Genomic DNA, 19,907 nt, shown 5'->3' with positions numbered 1-19,907 from the left:
CGACAAGCTACCGGGCGCCTTCCACCGCCGGCTTTTGCGGCTGGTTCGCTTGATCCACGGTTCCCGGTCCGCCAGATGCCGAACTTCCTGCCTGGCCTCCGCCCGATGCGGGGGAATCATCCGTCGTACCCGAACTCGTCCCGGTACCCGTCGCCCCGCCCGTACTGCCCACGCCGGTCCAGCTGCGCGAAGTTTCCCTGTCTGACGTGCTGGCATCCGTCGCACTTCCACGCACGGCCGAATCGGTAGCCCGGTTGGGTTCCGTGCCCGTGCCGGCGGCGCCTTTGCCTGCCGTCCCTGAAGCACCGCTTGACTGCCGTACCGCTTCCCGCAAGCTGCCTGGCGCGTCATGTGTGGAAGATTGCGCCATGGCAAGGCCGCTCACGGCCAACATGGCCGCGGTAATGATCATTGGCTTCAGCATGCTCACTCCTGTGCAAAAAGGCATATGGTGTTAGACCGGCATCGTCGATGGGGTTCGGCCCGTACGGTTTACACAACTTGCACACCCTGCTAGGATCGAGCTTCCTTTTCGGAATTTAATTCTGCATAGCGGAACAAACAATGTCAGATCGTCATTTCGCCCACTGGCCGCCCGGCCATTCGCGGACGCTGAGCGCACCGCAGACCAACCTCTACTACAACGTCGAGGTATCGGCCGCCCGCTGGCCCGACAAGCCCTACATCCAGTACTACGGTACGCCGATCACCTTTGCCGAATTCCGGGACGAGACCGAGCGCATCGCGGGCTGGCTGGAACAGGTCTGCAAGGTCAAGCGCGGCGACCGGGTGCTGCTCTACATGCAGAACAGCCCCCAATTCGTGCTGGCCTACTACGGCATCCTGCGCGCCAATGCGGTGGTCGTGCCGGTCAACCCGATGAACCTGACCGCCGAACTGCGGCATTACGTGAAGGACACCGGCGCCAACGTGGCGATCGTCGCCCAGGATCTGTATCAGCAGATGGCACCGCTTGTGGGCGAAGGCCTTGAGCACATCCTCGTGGCCGCCTATTCCGATTACATCCGCCACCCGACCGACTTGCGCCTGCCCGATATCGTGGCCGCGCCGCGCCAGCCGATTGCTGCTCCGGGCGTGACGCTTTGGTCGGACGCACTGGAACAGCGCCTCCAGCCTGGTCCGCTTACCGCCGGGCTGGATGATCTGTGCGTAATGCCCTACACCTCCGGTACGACGGGGCATCCGAAAGGTTGCATGCACACCCATCGTGGCGTGATGTTTTCCGTCGCCGCGAGCATGCAATGGTTCAATACCAACCAGGATGGTGTGATCCTGGCCGTGCTGCCTTTCTTCCATGTCACCGGCATGGTCGGCAGCATGAGCGGGCCGCTCTACCACGGCTGCACCATCGTCCTGATGACGCGCTGGGACCGCGAGGTCGCGGCGGAATGCGTGCAGCGCTACAAGGTCAAGACCATGCAGCTGATTGCTACCATGGTGGTCGACCTGCTGGCTAATCCGCGCATCGCGGAATACGATTTCTCCAGTCTGCACGGCATCCGTGGCGGCGGCGCGGCGATGCCCGAAGCAGTCGCGCAAAAGATGAAGGAGCTGATCGGCGTGCCCTATGTCGAGGGCTACGGCATGTCGGAAACCATTGGCGCGACGCACATCAACCCGATGCACCGCCCGCTGAAGCAATGCCTCGGCATCCCGCTCTACAACGTCGATGCACGCGTGGTCGATCCTTCCGATTTCCATGAACTGCCGCCCGGCGAGGTCGGCGAAATCATCGTCCATGCCCCGCATGTGATGCAGGGCTACTGGAACAACCCGCAGGCGAGCGCGGACACCTTTGTCGAACTCGACGGCCAGCGTTTCCTGCGCACCGGTGACCTTGCCCGTACCGATGAGGACGGCTATTTCTTCATGGTCGACCGCCTGAAACGCATGATCAATGCTTCGGGATTCAAGGTGTGGCCGGCGGAAGTCGAGGCGCTGCTCTACCAGCATCCCGCGATCCAGGAAGCATGCGTGATCGCGGCGCAGGACGTGAAGCGCGGCGAAACGGTCAAGGCGGTGGTCGTGCTGCGGGAAGCATTCCGCGGCAAGGTCAGCGAACAGGAAATCGTCGACTGGGCGCACCAGAACATGGCGGCGTACAAAAGTCCGCGGATTGTGCAGTTTGTCGAGGCGCTCCCGAAGTCGTCTACAGGGAAGCTACAGTGGCGAGAATTGCAAGAGCGAGAAAAGATGATGCGATAAACGAACCAAAAGTGCGATTCCCGTAGGAATTTTTTCGAAAATCGCACATTTTTCGGTGTAATATCCGTCGGCTGTACCAAAAAAATCCATATCAGGATGACGAGAGAGACAGGAGCCCGCGGCGGAAACGCCATCGGGCTTTTTTATTTCCGCCTGCTTTATATCTAAAACGCATAACTCATATAACGATAATAAAGCAGACATCTATGCTGCACTGCGATAAAGTAGCACCTGTCTCCTCCAACTCTTCTTGAATTGGATTTACCCGCAAGCCGAAAGGCCTGCGGGTTTTTTTTCGCCCATCGCTTTTTCCTATCGAAAATGTTGCCCACATTTGCTGTGGCTAATCCTGTGGACAACCAGGGACAAGCCTCCCTAAGCCCCTGATTCTCAAAGAAAATGTTGCATTGATGAAAATCAATGCAACCGCGCCTCTCGTGGCGACGACAACACAGCATCAAAAAAAAAAGTTTCTCATCCACCATAAACATGAGAAGCGCCCTCTATTTCCTCCGATTAAATTTCTAACTGGAAATTTAACCAGGGAGGAGTAGATATGAGCAATGAAACGCTGTCCCCCAACGATTCCGAAGTCCTGTCGTTCCGTCTGGGGAAAGAGGAATATGCCATCGGCATCCTCAAAGTGCAGGAAATCCGCGGCTACGAAGCCGTCACCGCGATTGCCAACGCTCCCGACTTCATCAAGGGCGTGATCAACCTCCGCGGCATCATCGTACCGATCGTCGACATGCGCATCCGTTTCAATGTCGGCAACGTTACCTACGACCAGTTCACGGTGGTCATCATCCTCAACATCGATACCCGCGTCATCGGCATCGTCGTCGACAGCGTCTCGGACGTCGTCGCGCTCGCATCCGGGCAGATCAAGCCGGCACCCGAGATGGGCACCGCGCTCGACACCAACTACCTTCAGGGACTGGCAACGCTCGACGAGCGCATGCTCATCCTGCTCGATATCGACAAAGTCGTGAATGACGAGGTCCTCGGCCTCGGCATGAACTTGCGTCAAGCCGCCTGAATACAACAAAACCGCCTTACCACGTCACTAACAGGGAGACATCATGAATCTTTCCAAGTTGAAGGTGAGCCAGCTCCTCGGTCTCGGCTTCGGTATTGTGCTTCTCCTCCTCGCATTCATTGCAGGGCTGGGCCTGGTCCGCATGAGCGAGATCGACAGCCGCGTCGGCAAGATCGTGCATGAAAACACGTACAAGATGAACCTGCTCGACGACATGTCGGAATCCGTCCACATCGTTTCGCGCATCACGCGCACGGTCATCCTGCTTGAAAACCCTGCCGCCATCCAGACCGAGATCGACAAGATCGTCGCAACCCGCAAGAAGTACGACGATGCGGTCGCCGCACTTGAAAAGACGCCGGCGAGCGAAACCGGCAAGGCCATGCGTGCCCGCATACGGGACGCCATGCAAACCGCGCGTCCGCTCAACCAGAAGGTCATCGACCTGGCGAAGGAAAACAAGGATGCGGAAGCGATTGAACTGCTGATCAAGACCGCAGCGCCGGCAACGCAGAAATGGCAGGAGATGATCGACGAAAACATCAACTACCAGAAGGAGAACAACGACAAGGACTCCAAGGCCGCCGACGAAGCCTATGAAAGCGCCCGCTTCTGGATGGTCACGCTGTCCGTACTGGCACTGGCTGCCGGCATTGGCGCCGCGGTGATCATCACCCGCAGCCTCGTCAACCAGCTCGGCGGCGAACCGGCTTATGCGACGGAAGTCGCCAACCGCATCGCAGCCGGCGACCTGACGGTGGACGTCAACCTGAAGAAATCCGACCACTCGAGCATGCTGTTTGCGATGAAGGCAATGCGCGACAGCCTGTCCAACATCGTCACCGAAGTGCGCAAGGGCACCGACTCGATCGCATCGGCTTCGAGCCAGATCGCGACCGGCAACCTCGACCTCTCCTCGCGCACCGAGGAGCAGGCCAGCTCACTGGAAGAAACCGCCTCTTCGATGGAAGAACTCACCTCGACGGTGAAGCAGAACGCCGACAATGCGCAGCAGGCCAACCAGCTGGCCATGTCCGCCTCCGAAGTCGCCAGCAAGGGCGGCGACGTGGTCGGACAGGTGGTCGACACGATGGGCTCGATCAATGAGTCCGCCCGCAAGATCGTGGACATCATCGGCGTCATCGACGGCATCGCCTTCCAGACCAACATCCTTGCACTGAATGCTGCCGTCGAGGCGGCACGCGCAGGCGAACAGGGACGTGGTTTCGCTGTCGTGGCCGCCGAAGTGCGCAGCCTTGCGCAACGGTCCGCCTCCGCGGCAAAAGAAATCAAGGCACTGATCGACGACTCGGTGGAAAAGGTCGACACCGGATCGCGCCTGGTCGACCAGGCCGGCACGACGATGAACGAGATCGTGGAGAGCGTCAAACGCGTGACCGACATCATGGGCGAGATCATGGCCGCCAGCAACGAGCAGACGACCGGCATCGAACAGATCAACCAGGCGATCACGCAGATGGACGAAGTCACGCAGCAGAACGCGTCGCTCGTGGAAGAAGCCGCGGCGGCATCCGAAGCGCTGAAGGACCAGGCCTCGTCGCTTGCCGGAGTCGTCAGCGTGTTCAAGGTGAACGGGGAAGCCCCGTCCGCGCAGCCGGCCGCCCGGCAGGCGGCGGCGCCAAGGCCGCTGCAGCGGAAAGCCTCTTCGGTCTCCTCCCTCGCGGCCAGGCGCGACACGCAGCCGCGCCAGCTGGCCGCATTGAAGACCGGAACGAATGAAGAATGGGATGAGTTCTAAGGGAAGCTTCCCGTCCCCGCTCCACGGAATTGCCCACAGTTGCTGTGGTCAATTCTGTGGACAACCGTGGATAAGCATAGGCAAGTCACTGATTTTCAAGGGAAACATTGCTTTGATGAAAATCAATGCAATTGCCATCCAGCGGCTGCCGCCGACCAGCTTCCCATTGTCGAACCCGGCCTGATCGCAGCGGCGCAATCATGATTCACGGCGTATGTCCCGCCAACCGTACGCGCAACTCTGTCTTCAGCACCTTCCCGTAATTGTTCTTCGGCAGGCTGCAGACAATCAGGTAGCGCTTGGGCCGCTTGAAGCGGGCAATCTGTTCCAGGCAGTGCCGGTCCAGCATCTCGACCGTCAATTCGGTGCCTGCCTCCGGCACCACGAAAGCCACCACGACCTCGCCCCATTCCGTGTCCGGCGCGCCGACCACCGCCACCTCGCTCACGCCCGGAAAAGTCAGCAGCGCCTCCTCCACTTCGCGCGGATAGATGTTGGAACCGCCGCTGATGATGAGGTCCTTGCTGCGGTCTTTCAGCGTGAGGAAGCCCTCTGCGTCGAGGCTGCCTACGTCGCCGGTGAAGAGCCAGCCATTGCGAATTGCCGATGCCGTGGCTGCCTCATTACGCCAGTAGCCGGCCATCACGCTATCCCCCTTGACGAGTACCTCGCCGATTTCACCGGTGGGGAGACTGCGTCCGCTTTCATCGGTAATGCGCACCTGCACCGGCGTCTGGGCCACGCCGACAGATCCGATTCGTTCCAGGTAGCGCGGATGGCTGCTGTCGCAGAGATGCCGCCGCGACAGCGCCGTCGCGACCATGGGTGTTTCGCCCTGCCCGTAGATCTGGACGAAACGCGGCCCCATCACGCGCAGCGCCCGCTGGATATCCGCGACATACATAGGCGCGCCGCCGTAGACGATGGTTTTAAAAGACCGCGCCGCATCTTCCGGCGTCAGGCCGGCCTGCTCGGCGTAGTCCACGATGCGCTTGACGATCGTTGGCGCTGCAAACGTCGACAACGGGCCAACTTCCCTCCCGAGCGCGAAGAGTTCGGCCGGGTCAACGCTGCCCGAGGCCGGCACCACGTGGCGTGCGCCAGCCATCAGATGCGGCACCGCATACAGCCCCGCCCCGTGGGACATGGGCGCGGCATAGACGATCGCATCGTCGGGCGACACCGCATCGACATCGATGAAATACGTGAGCCCCATGGTCATCAGGTTGCGGTGCGTGATCATCACGCCCTTGGGCCGGCCCGTGGTGCCGCTGGTATAGAACAGCCAGGCTATGTCGTCAGGCTCGCGCGCCGCCAGCGGCACGGTCGCAGCATCCACGGGGGCGAGCAGCGCATCAGCTTCGGGCGATTCGATATCGACTTGCCGCTCCAGTCCGGCAAGCGGGCCGGCAGCCACGTCGGCGGTGACGAAGGCCCAGCGTGCCTGCGCGTTATCGACGATCCACTCGACCTCCTTCTGATGGAGCTTGGCATTCACCGGCACGACCACCAGCCCGGCCCACCACGCAGCCCAAAGGACTTCGAGATAACGCGGATGATTGCGCATGAACAAGACCACGCGCTCGCCTGGCACCAGGCCCGCTTCCCGGAAGCGGTGCGCCAGGCCTGCGGAGCGGGCGGCCCATTCGCCATAGGTGGCATGCACATTCGGCCCGTTGAGGATTGCCGGACGATGCGGCGTTTGCAGTGCGTGGCGGACGAGAAGATGGGCAAGGCTCATGCTGTGTCTCCATGTTGGTTTTATCAGTCCGAAGGTAACCCGGGCGGACGGTACAGGCTATACCGTAGTAATACTGGCTGCGGCAGCACGCGTCCAATCTTGCCCTTCAAAAACAATCGGCTTGCGCTTTTGTCTTGGATTAATTGATCGAACTGAAACATTCCGGCGGCATCAAATGCAGTATGAGACGCGCATTGAAAATCGCAGGGATCGCATTCGGCGCAGTCGTGGTGACGCTTGCCTTGCTGCTCGCGTTTGCCTCCGCTTTCGACTGGAACCGCATCAAGCCGTGGGTCAATGACAAGGTCAGTGAAGCGACCGGGCGCCCCTTCGCTATCAACGGCGACCTGTCCTTCCGCTGGGAGCGGCCGCCGGAACAACAGGCCGGCTGGCGCCGATTCATCCCATGGCCGCACATCCGGGCACTGGACATCAGCCTCGGCAATCCAGGCTGGGCGCGCACCGGCCCCCTGATGGCGCGCGTGAAGCAGGTCGACACCACCATCAGCCCCCTCCCCCTGCTCACAAAGACGATCAGCATCGGCACACTGGTCGTGGACGGCGGCGACGTCATCCTCGAGAAAAGCAAGGACGACAAGAACAACTGGACGTTCAAGAAAGAGGAAGAGCAAAAGCCCTCCGCGTGGGACTTCGCCCTGCATAGCCTGGCGATCAAGAACGGCAATGTGCGCTATGTCGATCCGGCGAAGAAGGCCGACGCCACCGCACGCATCGACACCTCCAGCGACGGCACGGTCAACTTCAGGCTGGGCGGCATCTTCAATGGCGAAAAGGTCAGTGGCGGCGGCAAGGCCGGCGGTCTGCTGACGCTGATGAAGCGCAACGTGCAATATCCGGTCGACGCCACGCTGAAGGTGGTCGAGACAACGATCACCGCCGACGGCCGCCTGACCGATCCCGCGCATCCGACCGCGCTCGACGTCAAACTGAAAATCCTTGGCGCCAGCATGGCCGACCTGTTCCCGCTGAGCGGCGTCGTGCTGCCGGAGACGCCAAAATTTTCCACCGAGGGCCGGGTGATCGGCAGCTTCAAGCCGGACGACATCCGCGTGCGCTACGAAAAATTCCAAGGGCGCGTTGGCCAGAGCGATATCGCCGGCACCCTCGAGTACCTGCACCGCAAGCCTAGGCCGCTGTTGTCCGGCGAGGTCGTGTCGAACCAGTTGCGCCTGACCGACCTGCGCGCACTGGTCGGCACCGACGAGGAAGCCAACAAGGATGACGAAAAGGCGAAGATCCCGCCGGGCAAGGTCTTGCCCGTGTCGCCGTTCAAGACCGACCGCTGGGGCAAGATGGATGTGAAGGTGAAATTCAGCGGAAAGAGGATTATCCGCGATGCGGCCCTGCCCATCGACAACGTGGAAACACACGTGACCATGGATAACGGCGTCCTCGCGCTGGCGCCGCTCAACTTCGGCATCGCCGGCGGGCGGTTGACGACCCAGCTGAACATCGACGGCCGCAACAATCCCGCGAAGGCGCGGATGAAGGTGTCGGCGCGCGGCTTGCGCCTGAAGGAAATGTTTCCCAAGGCAGAAACCATGCAGGCCAGCATCGGCGAAGTGAACGGCGATGCGGAGTTGAGCGCGGTCGGCAACTCCTTCGCCGCCTTGCTCGCCTCATCCAACGGCGAGGTGAAGTCGCTGATCCACCAGGGCAGCATCAGCAAATTCATCCTTGAAGCTGCGGGCCTGAACATCGCCAGCGCGCTCGCCGCCAAGTTGTTCGGCGACCGTCAGGTGCGGCTCAACTGCATGGCGGTAGACTTCGGCGTGAAGAATGGGGTGATGCAAACGCGGCTGTTCGTTATCGACACCAACGATGCCACGATCACCGCTGACGGGAACATCAACTTTGCGGAAGAAAAACTGAACCTGACCATCAACCCGGAAAGCAAGGGCGTGCGCATCATTTCCCTGCGCTCGCCGCTGTACGTAAGCGGCACCTTCAAGAATCCGGATTTCGGCGTGGACAAAGGCGTGGTGGCGGCCAAGGCAGCGGCGGCGACCGTCCTCGGAGTGGCTGCCGCGCCGGCAGCCGCATTGCTGGCCCTGATCAATCCGGGGCCGGCCGAGGACAGTCCCTGCGTGCCATTGCTGAAGGAAGCGGGGAAGAAGCCGCGGGCCCCGCCCCCGGGCAGGAAATGATTCGGGCGGCGGTTTGCATTGGCCGCGAATTGAAACGGCGAATCGTGCAGTTCGCGCATTACTTCGATAGCGCGCTTTGCGTTCGTCGAGCAGCCTGGCCCGCCCCGCGCGTCGCCAGCCAGCACAGGATCGATCCGCCACAGACCATGGATGCGCCCTGCCAGAACGAGACCGAAAGCGGCGCATGCAGCAGCATTGCGGACAGGACAGCGGAAACAACGGGAATGAAATAGGACGCGCCGGCAAGGATGGTGACGTTGCCATGCAGGATGCCGACATTCCATGCCGCATAGCCGAAACCCATCGCCGATGCGGCGAGCACAAGGTAGATCATTGCCTGGTAGCTGAACGCCATGGCCGCTTCCGCGCCAAACAGATACTTGGCCCACAACACGGATGCGGTCAGCATGAAGAACAGCGTAATGCCATTCTTGCCTCCGGCAATCCTGCTGGTGACGGTGCAGTATGCCGCCCAGATCGCGGCCCCGCTGAAGGCCAGTCCGTAGCTGAGCGGATTGTCCTTGATGTTCTCCACCATGCCGGCAAGATCCAGGCCTTGATCCCCTCCCAGCACCCAGCAGATCCCGAGGATAGCCATGAGAAAGCCGGGGATGACAAGCAGGTTGGACTTTTGTTTGTTGAACAAGATCGCGGCCAGTATCGTGAAGGAAGGCCACAAATAATTGACCATGCCGACTTCGATGGCTTGCCTGCCGCTGTTGGCGTAGCCGATGGACAAGGCAAGGCACATTTCATACGAAACGAACAGGATGCTCCCCCAAAGCAGATAGCGCCGGGGAATCTCGCCAAGCCTGGGGAAGCCGATCGTCAGCAGGAGCAGACCCGATGCAACGGTATACATCATCGCGGCTCCGCCGGTCGCTCCGAGGCTTTCACTGACGCCGCGTATCAGGCCGACAATCGAACTCCATAACAAGATGGCAATGAGTCCGATGAGAGTGGCGTTGCGCTTGCTTTTCATGCTGCCTTGCTGCGTTTGAATATCAATCTGAAAAGGGATTCACTCATCCCCGGGGGCCGTGCATTGTAGAGAAAATCAGATCGTTGCGCTTTGCCCGGTATTTCCTTTCCTTTCGGTACAGGAAATCAACGGCAGCTCGCATGGAACAAATGCCAACATTTCCCTCTCCTAAATCAAAAATCTTTCAGGAGAAGTCCATGAAAACGCAGCATCAGATCGACCCGGGCGAAATCGTCTCCGGCGTGCTTCAGGTTGCGGTAGCGGTGCTTTCGATTCTCGTTTTCCGCAAGCGTACGCAGCGCGCCGAACCCGCGCAACAGGTATCCGCTTCCTATGCCGCTGCCCCTGCCATGGGATACGATGGTGCCTTCGACCACGAACAGGCGCAACGACAACTTGCCGAAGCCGCGCGGAAGGAAGCCGTACGCAAGAAGGCCGACGAGGTCGCCACCTTGCGCCGCGAATCACGACCCAAAGCGCTGTTCCATATCGCCGTATCCGCGGGCAAGGAATGGGTTGCCCATCGCGCCGCCAGCAAGGGTGCGGCGCTCTCCTTGTACACGCTGTTCTCGCTGGCGCCTATGCTGGTGCTGGTCGTGACCATCGCCGGACTCTTCTTTGGCGAAGACACCGTGCGCAATGCGCTGCTGCAGCAGATGTCCGGCCTCATGGGCGAGCAAGGCGGCGAAGCGGTGCGCACCATCCTGGCAGGCACGCAGCAGGAAAACAAAGGCCTGATCGCCGGCCTCATCTCCGCCGGCCTGGTCCTGGTCAGTGCGACGACAGCCTTTTCCGAACTCAAGGACAGCCTCGACGAACTGTGGGAAGTGCCGCCCTCGAAACAGTCCGGCATCTGGTCCTTCATCCGCCAGCGCGTGCTTTCCTTCGGACTGATCCTGGTCATCGCGCTGATGCTGCTCATTTCGCTCGCCGTCAGCACGGCGCTTGCAGCGATGGATAGCATCTGGCCGGGCGGCGAAGGTTCAGCGCTGAAGATCATCAGCGTGACGGTCTCGCATATCGTGTCCTTCGGCATCGTGACCGCACTGTTCGCGGTCATCTTCAAATACCTGCCGGGGACGCAGATCGCATGGCGCGATGTGCTGGTCGGCGCCCTGATCACTGCGGTGCTGTTCATCGTCGGCAAGACGCTGATCGGCATTTACGTGGCGAGGGCAGACATCAGTTCCGCCTATGGCGCGGCCGGGTCGGTGGTCATCCTCATTACCTGGGTGTATTACTCGGCACAGATCTTCTTTTACGGGTCGCTGTTCACGCACGAGTACGCGCTGAAGCTGGGGAGCCGGGCCAATGCGACGGATGGGGAGAGCATTCCTAATAGCAGCACGCCGCCGGGAGTGCAGCGCGCACATCTGGTGCGTGGGATGTAAGGAGGATCATCGCCCAGCCCACGCTTCACGCCTGAGAGTTCCCTCCCCCTTGCAGGGGTAAGGAGCATTTTGGTGCTATTCCCCCCTTCACAGACTGTCGCAATATCCCCGACCCTATGCATGCCATTCCGACAAGAAATGGCACGACTTTCCTATTCCATGTCAAAATATTTCCTTTACGCAAGGCGAATCCCGCCTGCCCGATCCACCACCTCGTTTTTGTCAGGAGTACCCCATGTCATCCACAGCCAAGTCCGTGCTGGCCCTCGTTGCAGCAAGCGCGGCACTCTTCGTTGCGCAGCCGTCGCTGGCCGTTGACGCCGCCGCCGCCGAGAAGCTTGCACGCCAGGAAGGCTGCCTGCGCTGCCATGGCATCGATCGCCCGAAGGACGGCCCTGCCTACAAACAGATCGCCGAAAAGAACCGCGGCAAGCCGGATGCCGAAGCGCGCCTCATCAAACACCTGAGCAGCGGCACGAAAGTGAAGTTCGAAGACGGTCACGAAGAAGAACACAAGATTCCCAAGACCAAGGATGCGGACCAGATCAAGAACCTGATCCAGTGGGTCCTGTCCCTATAATCGACACGCGCTTCACGGGGCAGGCCACCGCTTCCTGCCCCGCTTCCCCGCACCATCCCCCCCGCCTGCTGCAACGCCACATCGATTCCCGGCGCGGTTCCGGTCAATTTTGACCTGAATCAATCAAATCAAATTTCCCGCTCCATACACTGCCTCGAACACCCGTGTCACTGTATTTTCACGGCAACGGCGAAGGGAGTGACGCATCTCGCCGCACGACGCGTGCATGGCACGCAAACATGAACGCATGCGGCAAGAGCCGCGTGCCTCGACGAGGAGAGCGTATTGAAGCCGACCGACACCAGCAACCCGGATTTCTACCACCAGGTTGTCAACTGCCAGTGGTCCTGCCCGGCCCACACCCCCGTTCCCGAATACCTGCGCCAGGTCGCAGCGGGCCATTACACCGAAGCCTACATGCTCAACTGGCGCGCCAATGTGTTTCCCGGCGTGCTAGGCCGCGTTTGCGACCGCCCTTGTGAAACCGCCTGCCGCCGTGCACGCGTGGAAGGCGCGGACAATGCGCCGGTCGCGGTCTGCCGCCTCAAGCGCACGGCCGCCGACTACAAGTCCGACGTGCAGGGCCGCCTGCCTAAGCCCGCACCGAAGTCCGGCAAGCGCGTCGCCTGCGTCGGCGCCGGTCCGGCCTCGCTGACCGTCGCGCGCGACTTGGCGCTGCAAGGCCACCAGGTCACCGTGTTCGACGGCGAGAAAAAGGCTGGCGGCTTCATGCGCAGCCAGATTCCCAAGTTCCGCCTTCCCGATGAAGTGATCGACGAAGAAACCGGCTACGTCCTCGACATGGGTGTCGAGTTCCGCTCCGGCGAACGCATCGGCAGCCTCAAGGCATTGCTCGGCGAGGGCTATGACGCCGTCTTCGTCGGCTGCGGCGCGCCGCGCGGACGCGACCTCGATGTACCCGGCCGCACCGAAGCCGCGGCAAACATCCACCTCGGCATCGACTGGCTCGCATCGGTTTCCTTCGGCCACGTGACTCAGGTCGGACAGCGCGTCATCGTGCTCGGTGGCGGCAATACCGCGATGGACTGCTGCCGCTCCGCGCTGCGCCTCGGCGGCGAAGACGTGAAGGTCATCGTCCGTTCCGGCTTCGAGGAAATGAAGGCCAGCCCGTGGGAAAAGGAAGACGCCATCCACGAAGGCATCACCATCCTCAACTACATGGTGCCCAAGTCCTTCACCCATGAAAACGGCAAGCTCACCGGCATGACATTCGAAAAGGTCAAGGCGGTCTACGATGCCAAGGGCAAGCGCAGCCTGGTGCCGACCGGCGAGCCGGACGAACTCGTGCCGTGCGATGAAGTGCTGGTCGCTGTCGGCCAGGAAAACGCCTTCCCGTGGATCGAGCGCGACATCGGCATGCAGTTCGACGAATGGGACATGCCGGTGGTTGACCGCAAGAGCATGCAGTCCACGGTGCCGAACGTCTTCTTCGGCGGCGACGCGGCCTTCGGTCCCAAGAACATCATCACCGCCGTGGCCCACGGCCATGAAGCGGCCGTGTCCATCGACCGCTTCCTCAGCGGCGAAGACGTTGCAGTCCGCCCGGCGCCGTCCGTCACGCTGGTCAGCCAGAAGATGGGCATCCACGAGTGGAGCTTCGACAACATCGTGTCGCTCGACCGCCGCCACAAGGTGCCGCTGGAAGAGCTCCATGTCGCGCGCAAGAGCATCAAGATCGAGGTGGAACGCGGCTTCACGCCGCAGGCCGCTGCCAAGGAAGCACAGCGCTGCCTCAACTGCGACGTGCAGTCGATCTTCACCGCCAGCCGCTGCATCGAGTGCGACGCCTGCATCGACATCTGCCCGATGGACGCCCTCACCCTCACCGAGAACGGCGAGGAGCAGGAACTGCGCGGCCGCCTGAAGGCGCCGTCGCTGCATCCGACCCAGCCACTGTACGTGTCCGCGCCGATGAAGACCGGACGCATCATGGTCAAGGACGAAGACCTCTGCCTGCACTGCAGCCTGTGCGCTGAACGCTGCCCGACCGGCGCGTGGGACATGCAGAAGTTCACGCTGAAGACGACGCAGGCCGGTGCCGCATGCCGTGACCAGCATATCGCGCAACTGCGCAAGACTGTGTAAGAAGGAGCAAGCGCGATGATTCAAAAGATCCAGTCGACGAACGATTTCGTCGTCAAATTCGCCAATATCAACGGTTCGGGCTCGGCTTCCGCCAACGAGCTGTTTGCCCGTTCGATGCTGCGCATGGGCGTACCTGTGAGCCCGCGCAACATCTTCCCGTCCAACATCCAGGGCATGCCGACCTGGTACGAGGTGCGTGTCTCCGAATCGGGCTACCTCGGCCGCCGCGGCGGCTGCGACCTGATGGTGGCGATGAACCCGCAAACCTGGGATGCGGACATCAAGGAAATCGATGCCGGCGGCTACCTGTTCTACGACAGCACCCGTGAAATCCCGGCCGCGCGCATGCGCAGCGACATCACCGTGTTCGGCATGCCGCTCACGCAGATCTGCAACGATGCGTATACCGACGCCCGCCAGCGCCAGCTGTTCAAAAACATCATCTACATCGGTGCCCTGGCCGCCCTGCTCGGCATCGACGAGAAGGCGATCGAGCAGCTGTTCGCGGAACAGTATCGCGGCAAGGAAAAGCTGCTGGACTCCAACGTCCAGGCGCTGCACATGGGCCGCGACTACGCACTCGCCAACCTCGACTGCTCGGCCATGGGGCTGAAGGTGAAGCGCGCCGACAAGGTTGGTACGCGCATCTTCATCGACGGCAACCAGGCCTGCGCCCTCGGCGCGATCTGGGGCGGCGCGAACGTCTGCGCGTGGTATCCGATCACGCCGTCGTCCTCGATCCCGGAGACCTTTGACAAGTACTGCCACAAGCTGCGCATCGATCCGGAAACCGGCAAGCACAATTTCGCGATCATTCAGGCGGAAGATGAACTGGCATCGATCGGCATGGTGATCGGCGCCAACTGGAACGGCGCGCGCGCGTTCACCGCGACCTCCGGTCCCGGCATCTCGCTGATGACGGAATTCCTCGGCCTCGCCTACTTCGCCGAAGTGCCGGCCACGCTGGTCAACGTGCAGCGCGGCGGTCCGTCCACCGGCATGCCTTCGCGCACCCAGCAGTCCGACCTGTTGCAGTGCGCGTATGCGTCCAATGGCGACACGCGCCATGTGCTGCTGTTCCCCGAAGATCCGAAGGAGTGCTTCGACTTCACCGCCGCCGCGCTCGACCTCGCCGACCGCCTGCAAACACCGGTGTTCGTGATGTCCGACCTCGACATCGGCATGAACTCGCGCCTGTGCGAGTCCTTCGACTGGGACGACAGCAAGCGCATGGACCGCGGCAAGGTGATGACCTACCAAGACCTCGAGTCCGGCAAGGAATTCGGCCGCTACCTCGACGTCGACGGCGACGGCATTCCGTACCGTACCTATCCGGGCACGCATCCGACCAAGGGCGCGTTCTTCACCCGCGGCACGACCAAGGACCGCTTCGCGCGCTACAGCGAAGAAGGCCCGGTCTATATCGACAACATGGAACGCCTGGAGAAGAAGTTCGAGACCGCCAAGAGCCTGGTGCCGATGCCTGCCGTGCGGAATGCGTCGAAGCCGACCAAGTTCGCCGTGATCCACTTCGGCTCGACCAGCCCGTCGATGAACGAAGCGCTGGATGTGCTGGAGCAGCAGGGCCATGCGCTCGATTCCATGCGCATCCGTGCCTTCCCGTTCCATTCGAGCGTGCTTGATTTCATCGAAGCGCACGACCATGTGTTCGTCGTCGAGCAGAACCGCGACGGCCAGCTGCGCGACATGCTCATCACCGAATGCGGCATCGACCCGGCACAGCTCAGCTCCGTCGTCCACTATGACGGCACCCCGATCACTGCACGATTCATCACCAAGGCCATCGCTTCGCGCCTTGCGCTGTTCAGCCCGCTCAAGGAGGTGGCGCAATGACTTATATCGCTAAACCGAAACTGCATCATCCCAGCCTGCAGGTCAACAAGGCCGGCTACACCCGCCGCGACTACGAAGGCCCGGTCTCGACACTCTGCGCCGGTTGCGGCCACGACTCCATCTCGGCGGCCATCATCCAGGCCTGCTTCAACATGGACATCGAACCGCATCGCGTCGCCAAGCTGTCCGGCATCGGCTGTTCGTCCAAGGCCCCGACCTACTTCCTCGGCGGCTCGCACGGCTTCAACACCGTGCACGGACGCATGCCGTCGGTGCTGACCGGCGCCGCCGCGGCCAACCGTGAACTGATCTACCTCGGTGTTTCCGGCGACGGCGACTCGGCATCGATCGGCATTGGCCAGTTCGCGCACATCATGCGGCGCGGCGTGAACATGACCTACATCACCATGAACAATGGCGTGTACGGCCTGACCAAGGGACAGTTCTCCGCCACCGCCGACCAGGGATCGAAGTCCAAGAAGGGCGTGGTCAATAACGATGCGCCGGTCGACCTCGTCGGCCTCGCGCTGCAGCTCGGCGCGACCTTCGTCGCCCGCAGCTTCTCCGGCGACAAGGCGCAGCTCGTCCCGCTGATCGAAGCGGCACTGGTGCACAAGGGCGCGGCCTTCATCGACGTGATCTCGCCCTGCGTGACCTTCAACAACCATGCAGGTTCGACCAAGAGCTATGACTATGTGCGCGAGCACAACGAAGCGGTCAACCGCATCGACTTCTTCGTTCCGGGCAAGGAAATCACCACCGAGTACGCGCCGGGCACGGTTCAGGAAGTCACGCAGCATGATGGGTCCGTGCTTCGCCTGCGCAAGCTGCACGAGAGCTACGACGCCAGCGACCGCGTGGCGGCGATGAACCATCTGCAGAAACATCATGCGATGGGTGAGATCGTCACCGGCCTGCTGTTCGTGGATCCGAATGCTTCGGACATGCATGACCACCTGAACACGGTAGCGAAGCCGTTGAATACGCTCGGGGATGATGTGTTGTGCCCTGGTGCGGCGATGCTGGAGAAGATTAATGCGTCGTTGAGGTAATTGGAGTAACCGGACTACTCGTCCGCAACGCACGGTATGGCTCCTTCCTCCTGAAAGGGGGGAAGGCTGGGATGGGGGTAGTGAGGTCGAAGTTCCGCACACTATCGTTCAACCTCCCCCCCACCCTACCCCTCCCCCTACAAGGGGGAGGGAACCTGTCCTTTACAAAGATACACAGGAGCCCCACATGCTATTCCAGGTCCGAATCCACGGCCGCGGCGGCCAGGGTGTCGTCTCCGCCGCCGAGATGCTGTCCGTCGCCGCCTTCCTCGAAAACAAGCACGCGCAAGCCTTCCCCAGTTTCGGCTCCGAACGCATGGGCGCGCCGGTGATGGCCTTCTGCCGCATCGACGACAAGGAAATCCGCCTGCGCGAGCCGGTCATGCATCCCGATGCGCTGATCATCCAGGACCCGACGCTGCTGCACCAGGTCGACCTGTTTTCCGGCGTCGGCACCGAGGGTTACATCCTCATCAATTCCACGCGCAGTTTCGATGAACTGGGCATCGGCGATTTCCTGAAGGGCTGCCGCCCGGAACGCCTGTGCACTGTCCCCGCCACCGAACTCGCGCTCAAGCACGTCGGCCGCCCGCTGCCGAACGTGGCGCTGCTCGGCGGCTTCGCGGCGATCAGCGGCATGGTCGGCATCGACTCCGTCTGTGCGGCAATCCGCGACAAGTTCCCGGCAAAGATCGCCGACGGCAATATCGCCGCCGCACGCGAGGCATTTGCCTTCGTCCGGCAGGAAATGCAGGAGGCCAGCCATGCTTAAGCAAACCGAGGGTTCCCACGCGATGGCCGAAGCCATTGCGCTGTGCCGCCCGGAAGTCATTTGCGCCTACCCGATCACCCCGCAGACCCACATCGTGGAGGGGTTGGGCGAGATCGTGAAATCCGGTGAACTGGAGCATTGCGAGTTCATCAACGTCGAATCCGAATTCGCCGCGCTCTCTGTCGCCATCGGCGCCTCCGCCGCCGGCGCGCGCACCTATACCGCGACGGCCAGCCAGGGCCTGCTCTTCATGGCGGAAGCGGTGTACAACGCCGCCGGCCTCGGCCTGCCGATCGTCATGACCATCGGTAACCGCGCGATCGGGGCACCGATCAACATCTGGAACGACCATACCGATTCCATGTCCATGCGTGACGCCGGCTGGATCCAGATCTACGCGGAAAACAACCAGGAAGCGGTCGACCTGCACATCCAGGCCTTCCGCCTCGCGGAAGAACTGTCGATGCCGGTGATGGTCTGCGTGGACGGCTTCATCCTCACGCATGCGTACGAGCGCATCGACATTCCGTGGCAGGACCAGGTCGATGCCTTCCTCCCGCGCTTCGAACCGCGCCAGGTTCTCGATCCGCGCGAACCGGTTTCCATCGGCGCCATGGTCGGGCCGGATGCCTTCACGGAAGTGCGCTACCTCGCCCACCACAAACAGATGCAGGCGCTGGAACTGATCCCGCAGCTTTCCGAAGAGTTCGGCAAGACCTTCGGCCGCACCTCGGGCGGCTTGCTCAGGACCTATCGCTGCGAAGATGCGAAGACCATTGTCGTCGCGCTCGGCTCGGTGATGGGCACGATCAAGGATGTGATCGACGACATGCGCGACGAAGGCGAGTCGATCGGCGCGCTGTCGATCTGCTCGTTCCGCCCGTTCCCGACACGCCAGCTGCATGACGCGCTGTGCAACGCCGAGCGCATCGTGGTGCTGGAAAAATCCTTCTCGCTCGGCATCGGCGGTGTCGTATCACACGACTTGCAGGCGGCGCTCGCAGGGACGAAGGTGCGCGCCCATACCGTCGTCGCGGGACTCGGCGGACGGCCGATCACCAAGGCCAGCCTGCGCAAGCTGTTTGCGAAGGCGCAGCAGGATGCGCTGGAACCGCTCACCTTCCTCGACCTGAACCACGAGATCGTGAATCGCGAAATCGAGCGCGAGAAGCAGCAGCGCCGCTCGGGCCCGACGGCCGAAAATATCCTGCGCGACCTCGCGTCGCGCTGAGGAGCCGACCATGGACAAACAACCCGTCAAGTTCTACCAGACCGGCACCTTCACTGTCGGCAACCGCCTGCTCGCGCCGGACGAGCGCAGCGTGCAGGCCAACATGACGCGCACCAATTCGCTCAACTCCGGGCACCGCGCCTGCCAGGGCTGCGGCGAAGCACTGGGCGCGCGCTATGCGATCGATGCCGCCATGCGCGCGGCGGACAAGCAGGTGATCGCGGCCAACGCCACCGGCTGCCTCGAAGTGTTTTCCACGCCCTACCCGGAAACCTCGTGGCAGATCCCGTGGATCCATTCGCTGTTCGGCAATGCATCGGCAGTCGCCACCGGCGTCGCCGCCGCAATGAAGGTGAAGGGCCGCAAGGATGTGCGCGTGATCGCCCAGGGCGGCGACGGCGGCACCACCGACATCGGCTTCGGCTGCCTGTCGGGGATGTTCGAGCGCAACGACGACGTGCTCTACATCTGCTACGACAACCAGGCCTACATGAATACCGGCGTCCAGCGTTCGTCGGCCACGCCGCCTTCCGCGCGCACGGCCACGACGATGCCGGTCGGCCCGGAGCCTGGCGCCAACTGGGGACAAGGCAAGAACGTGCCGCAGATTGCCATGGCCCACGGCATTCCCTATGTCGCCACCGCCTCCGTCGCCTACCTGCACGACCTGGAGGCCAAGGTCGAAAAGGCGATGTCGATACGCGGCGCGCGCTACATCCATATCCTCGTGCCCTGCCCGCTCGGCTGGGGCGCGGCGTCGCATGACACCATCCGCCTTGCCCGGCTTGCGGTCGAAACCGGCCTGTTCCCGTTGTATGAAGCCGAGCACGGAGAAGTCGTGTCCTCGCAGAAGATCCGCCAGCGCGTGCCGGTCGAAGAATACCTGAAGCTGCAAAAGCGCTTCGCCCACCTGTTCGGCAAGCAGCCGGCGGTCGACACCATCGCCCGCATCCAGGCCATGGCCGACAGGAACATCCGGAAATTTGCACTGCTGGAGGACCGCTGA

At 61.9% G+C, this 19,907-nt stretch carries 15 protein-coding genes; 12 read left to right on the top strand and 3 right to left on the bottom strand.

What is annotated here, in order from left to right; genetic code table 11:
* Positions 1-7 precede the first annotated feature (7 nt).
* Positions 8-424, bottom strand: coding sequence for a hypothetical protein (locus AYR66_RS28575; protein WP_141104309.1), 417 nt, complete (start codon positions 422-424; stop codon positions 8-10).
* Between the two features lie 140 nt (positions 425-564).
* Here AYR66_RS28575 and AYR66_RS24480 point away from each other — a divergent pair, with 140 nt between their 5' ends.
* The 3 genes from AYR66_RS24480 to AYR66_RS24470 all read left to right on the top strand — a co-directional run bounded on the left by AYR66_RS24480 (position 565) and on the right by AYR66_RS24470 (position 5,024).
* The gene (locus AYR66_RS24480) at positions 565-2,226 is read left to right on the top strand and encodes a long-chain fatty acid--CoA ligase (protein ID WP_088710168.1); all 1,662 of its coding nucleotides are present in this window, start codon (positions 565-567) and stop codon (positions 2,224-2,226) included.
* 556 nt (positions 2,227-2,782) lie between these two features.
* Entirely contained in the window at positions 2,783-3,265 is a 483-nt protein-coding gene (locus tag AYR66_RS24475) for a chemotaxis protein CheW (protein WP_088710167.1), read from the top strand.
* 43 nt (positions 3,266-3,308) lie between these two features.
* A complete protein-coding gene (locus AYR66_RS24470; RefSeq protein ID WP_088710166.1) occupies positions 3,309-5,024 on the top strand; it encodes a methyl-accepting chemotaxis protein in 1,716 nt (571 codons plus the stop codon).
* 205 nt (positions 5,025-5,229) lie between these two features.
* Here the strand turns inward: AYR66_RS24470 and AYR66_RS24465 are convergent, their stop codons facing one another.
* Positions 5,230-6,765, bottom strand: coding sequence for a class I adenylate-forming enzyme family protein (locus AYR66_RS24465; RefSeq protein WP_088710165.1), 1,536 nt, complete (start codon positions 6,763-6,765; stop codon positions 5,230-5,232).
* Positions 6,766-6,959: 194 nt separating this feature from the next.
* Between AYR66_RS24465 and AYR66_RS24460 the strand changes: the two genes are divergently transcribed.
* The gene (locus tag AYR66_RS24460) at positions 6,960-8,933 is read left to right on the top strand and encodes an AsmA family protein (RefSeq protein ID WP_337367505.1); all 1,974 of its coding nucleotides are present in this window, start codon (positions 6,960-6,962) and stop codon (positions 8,931-8,933) included.
* Between the two features lie 58 nt (positions 8,934-8,991).
* Here the strand turns inward: AYR66_RS24460 and yddG are convergent, their stop codons facing one another.
* On the bottom strand, positions 8,992-9,915 hold the full coding sequence (gene yddG / locus AYR66_RS24455; RefSeq protein ID WP_088710164.1) for an aromatic amino acid DMT transporter YddG: 924 nt from the start codon (positions 9,913-9,915) through the stop codon (positions 8,992-8,994).
* Between the two features lie 197 nt (positions 9,916-10,112).
* On the opposite strand from yddG, the gene AYR66_RS24450 reads away from it, so the two are divergent.
* The 8 genes from AYR66_RS24450 (at position 10,113) to AYR66_RS24415 (ending at position 19,907) form a co-directional block, all read left to right on the top strand.
* Positions 10,113-11,306 (top strand): YihY/virulence factor BrkB family protein, encoded by a 1,194-nt coding sequence (locus tag AYR66_RS24450; RefSeq protein WP_234815078.1) that lies wholly within the window; start codon positions 10,113-10,115, stop codon positions 11,304-11,306.
* Positions 11,307-11,541: 235 nt separating this feature from the next.
* On the top strand, positions 11,542-11,886 hold the full coding sequence (locus AYR66_RS24445; RefSeq protein ID WP_088710163.1) for a c-type cytochrome: 345 nt from the start codon (positions 11,542-11,544) through the stop codon (positions 11,884-11,886).
* 285 nt (positions 11,887-12,171) lie between these two features.
* Positions 12,172-13,992 (top strand): FAD-dependent oxidoreductase, encoded by a 1,821-nt coding sequence (locus tag AYR66_RS24440; RefSeq protein ID WP_088710162.1) that lies wholly within the window; start codon positions 12,172-12,174, stop codon positions 13,990-13,992.
* Between the two features lie 15 nt (positions 13,993-14,007).
* The gene (locus AYR66_RS24435) at positions 14,008-15,846 is read left to right on the top strand and encodes a 2-oxoacid:acceptor oxidoreductase subunit alpha (protein WP_088710161.1); all 1,839 of its coding nucleotides are present in this window, start codon (positions 14,008-14,010) and stop codon (positions 15,844-15,846) included.
* Entirely contained in the window at positions 15,843-16,898 is a 1,056-nt protein-coding gene (locus AYR66_RS24430; RefSeq protein WP_088710160.1) for a 2-oxoacid:ferredoxin oxidoreductase subunit beta, read from the top strand. Before AYR66_RS24435 ends, AYR66_RS24430 begins: the two co-directional genes overlap by 4 nt.
* 187 nt (positions 16,899-17,085) lie before the next feature.
* Positions 17,086-17,670, top strand: coding sequence for a 2-oxoacid:acceptor oxidoreductase family protein (locus AYR66_RS24425; protein WP_088710159.1), 585 nt, complete (start codon positions 17,086-17,088; stop codon positions 17,668-17,670).
* Entirely contained in the window at positions 17,663-18,901 is a 1,239-nt protein-coding gene (gene porA / locus AYR66_RS24420; RefSeq protein WP_088710158.1) for a pyruvate ferredoxin oxidoreductase, read from the top strand. Before AYR66_RS24425 ends, porA begins: the two co-directional genes overlap by 8 nt.
* 10 nt (positions 18,902-18,911) lie before the next feature.
* Positions 18,912-19,907 (top strand): thiamine pyrophosphate-dependent enzyme, encoded by a 996-nt coding sequence (locus tag AYR66_RS24415; RefSeq protein ID WP_088710157.1) that lies wholly within the window; start codon positions 18,912-18,914, stop codon positions 19,905-19,907.

It is taken from the genome of Noviherbaspirillum denitrificans (assembly GCF_002211445.1).
Lineage (GTDB): Bacteria > Pseudomonadota > Gammaproteobacteria > Burkholderiales > Burkholderiaceae_D > Noviherbaspirillum > Noviherbaspirillum denitrificans.
The sequence above is the reverse complement of the archived record's forward strand: the minus strand, read 5'-3'. Positions and strand labels throughout refer to the sequence as shown.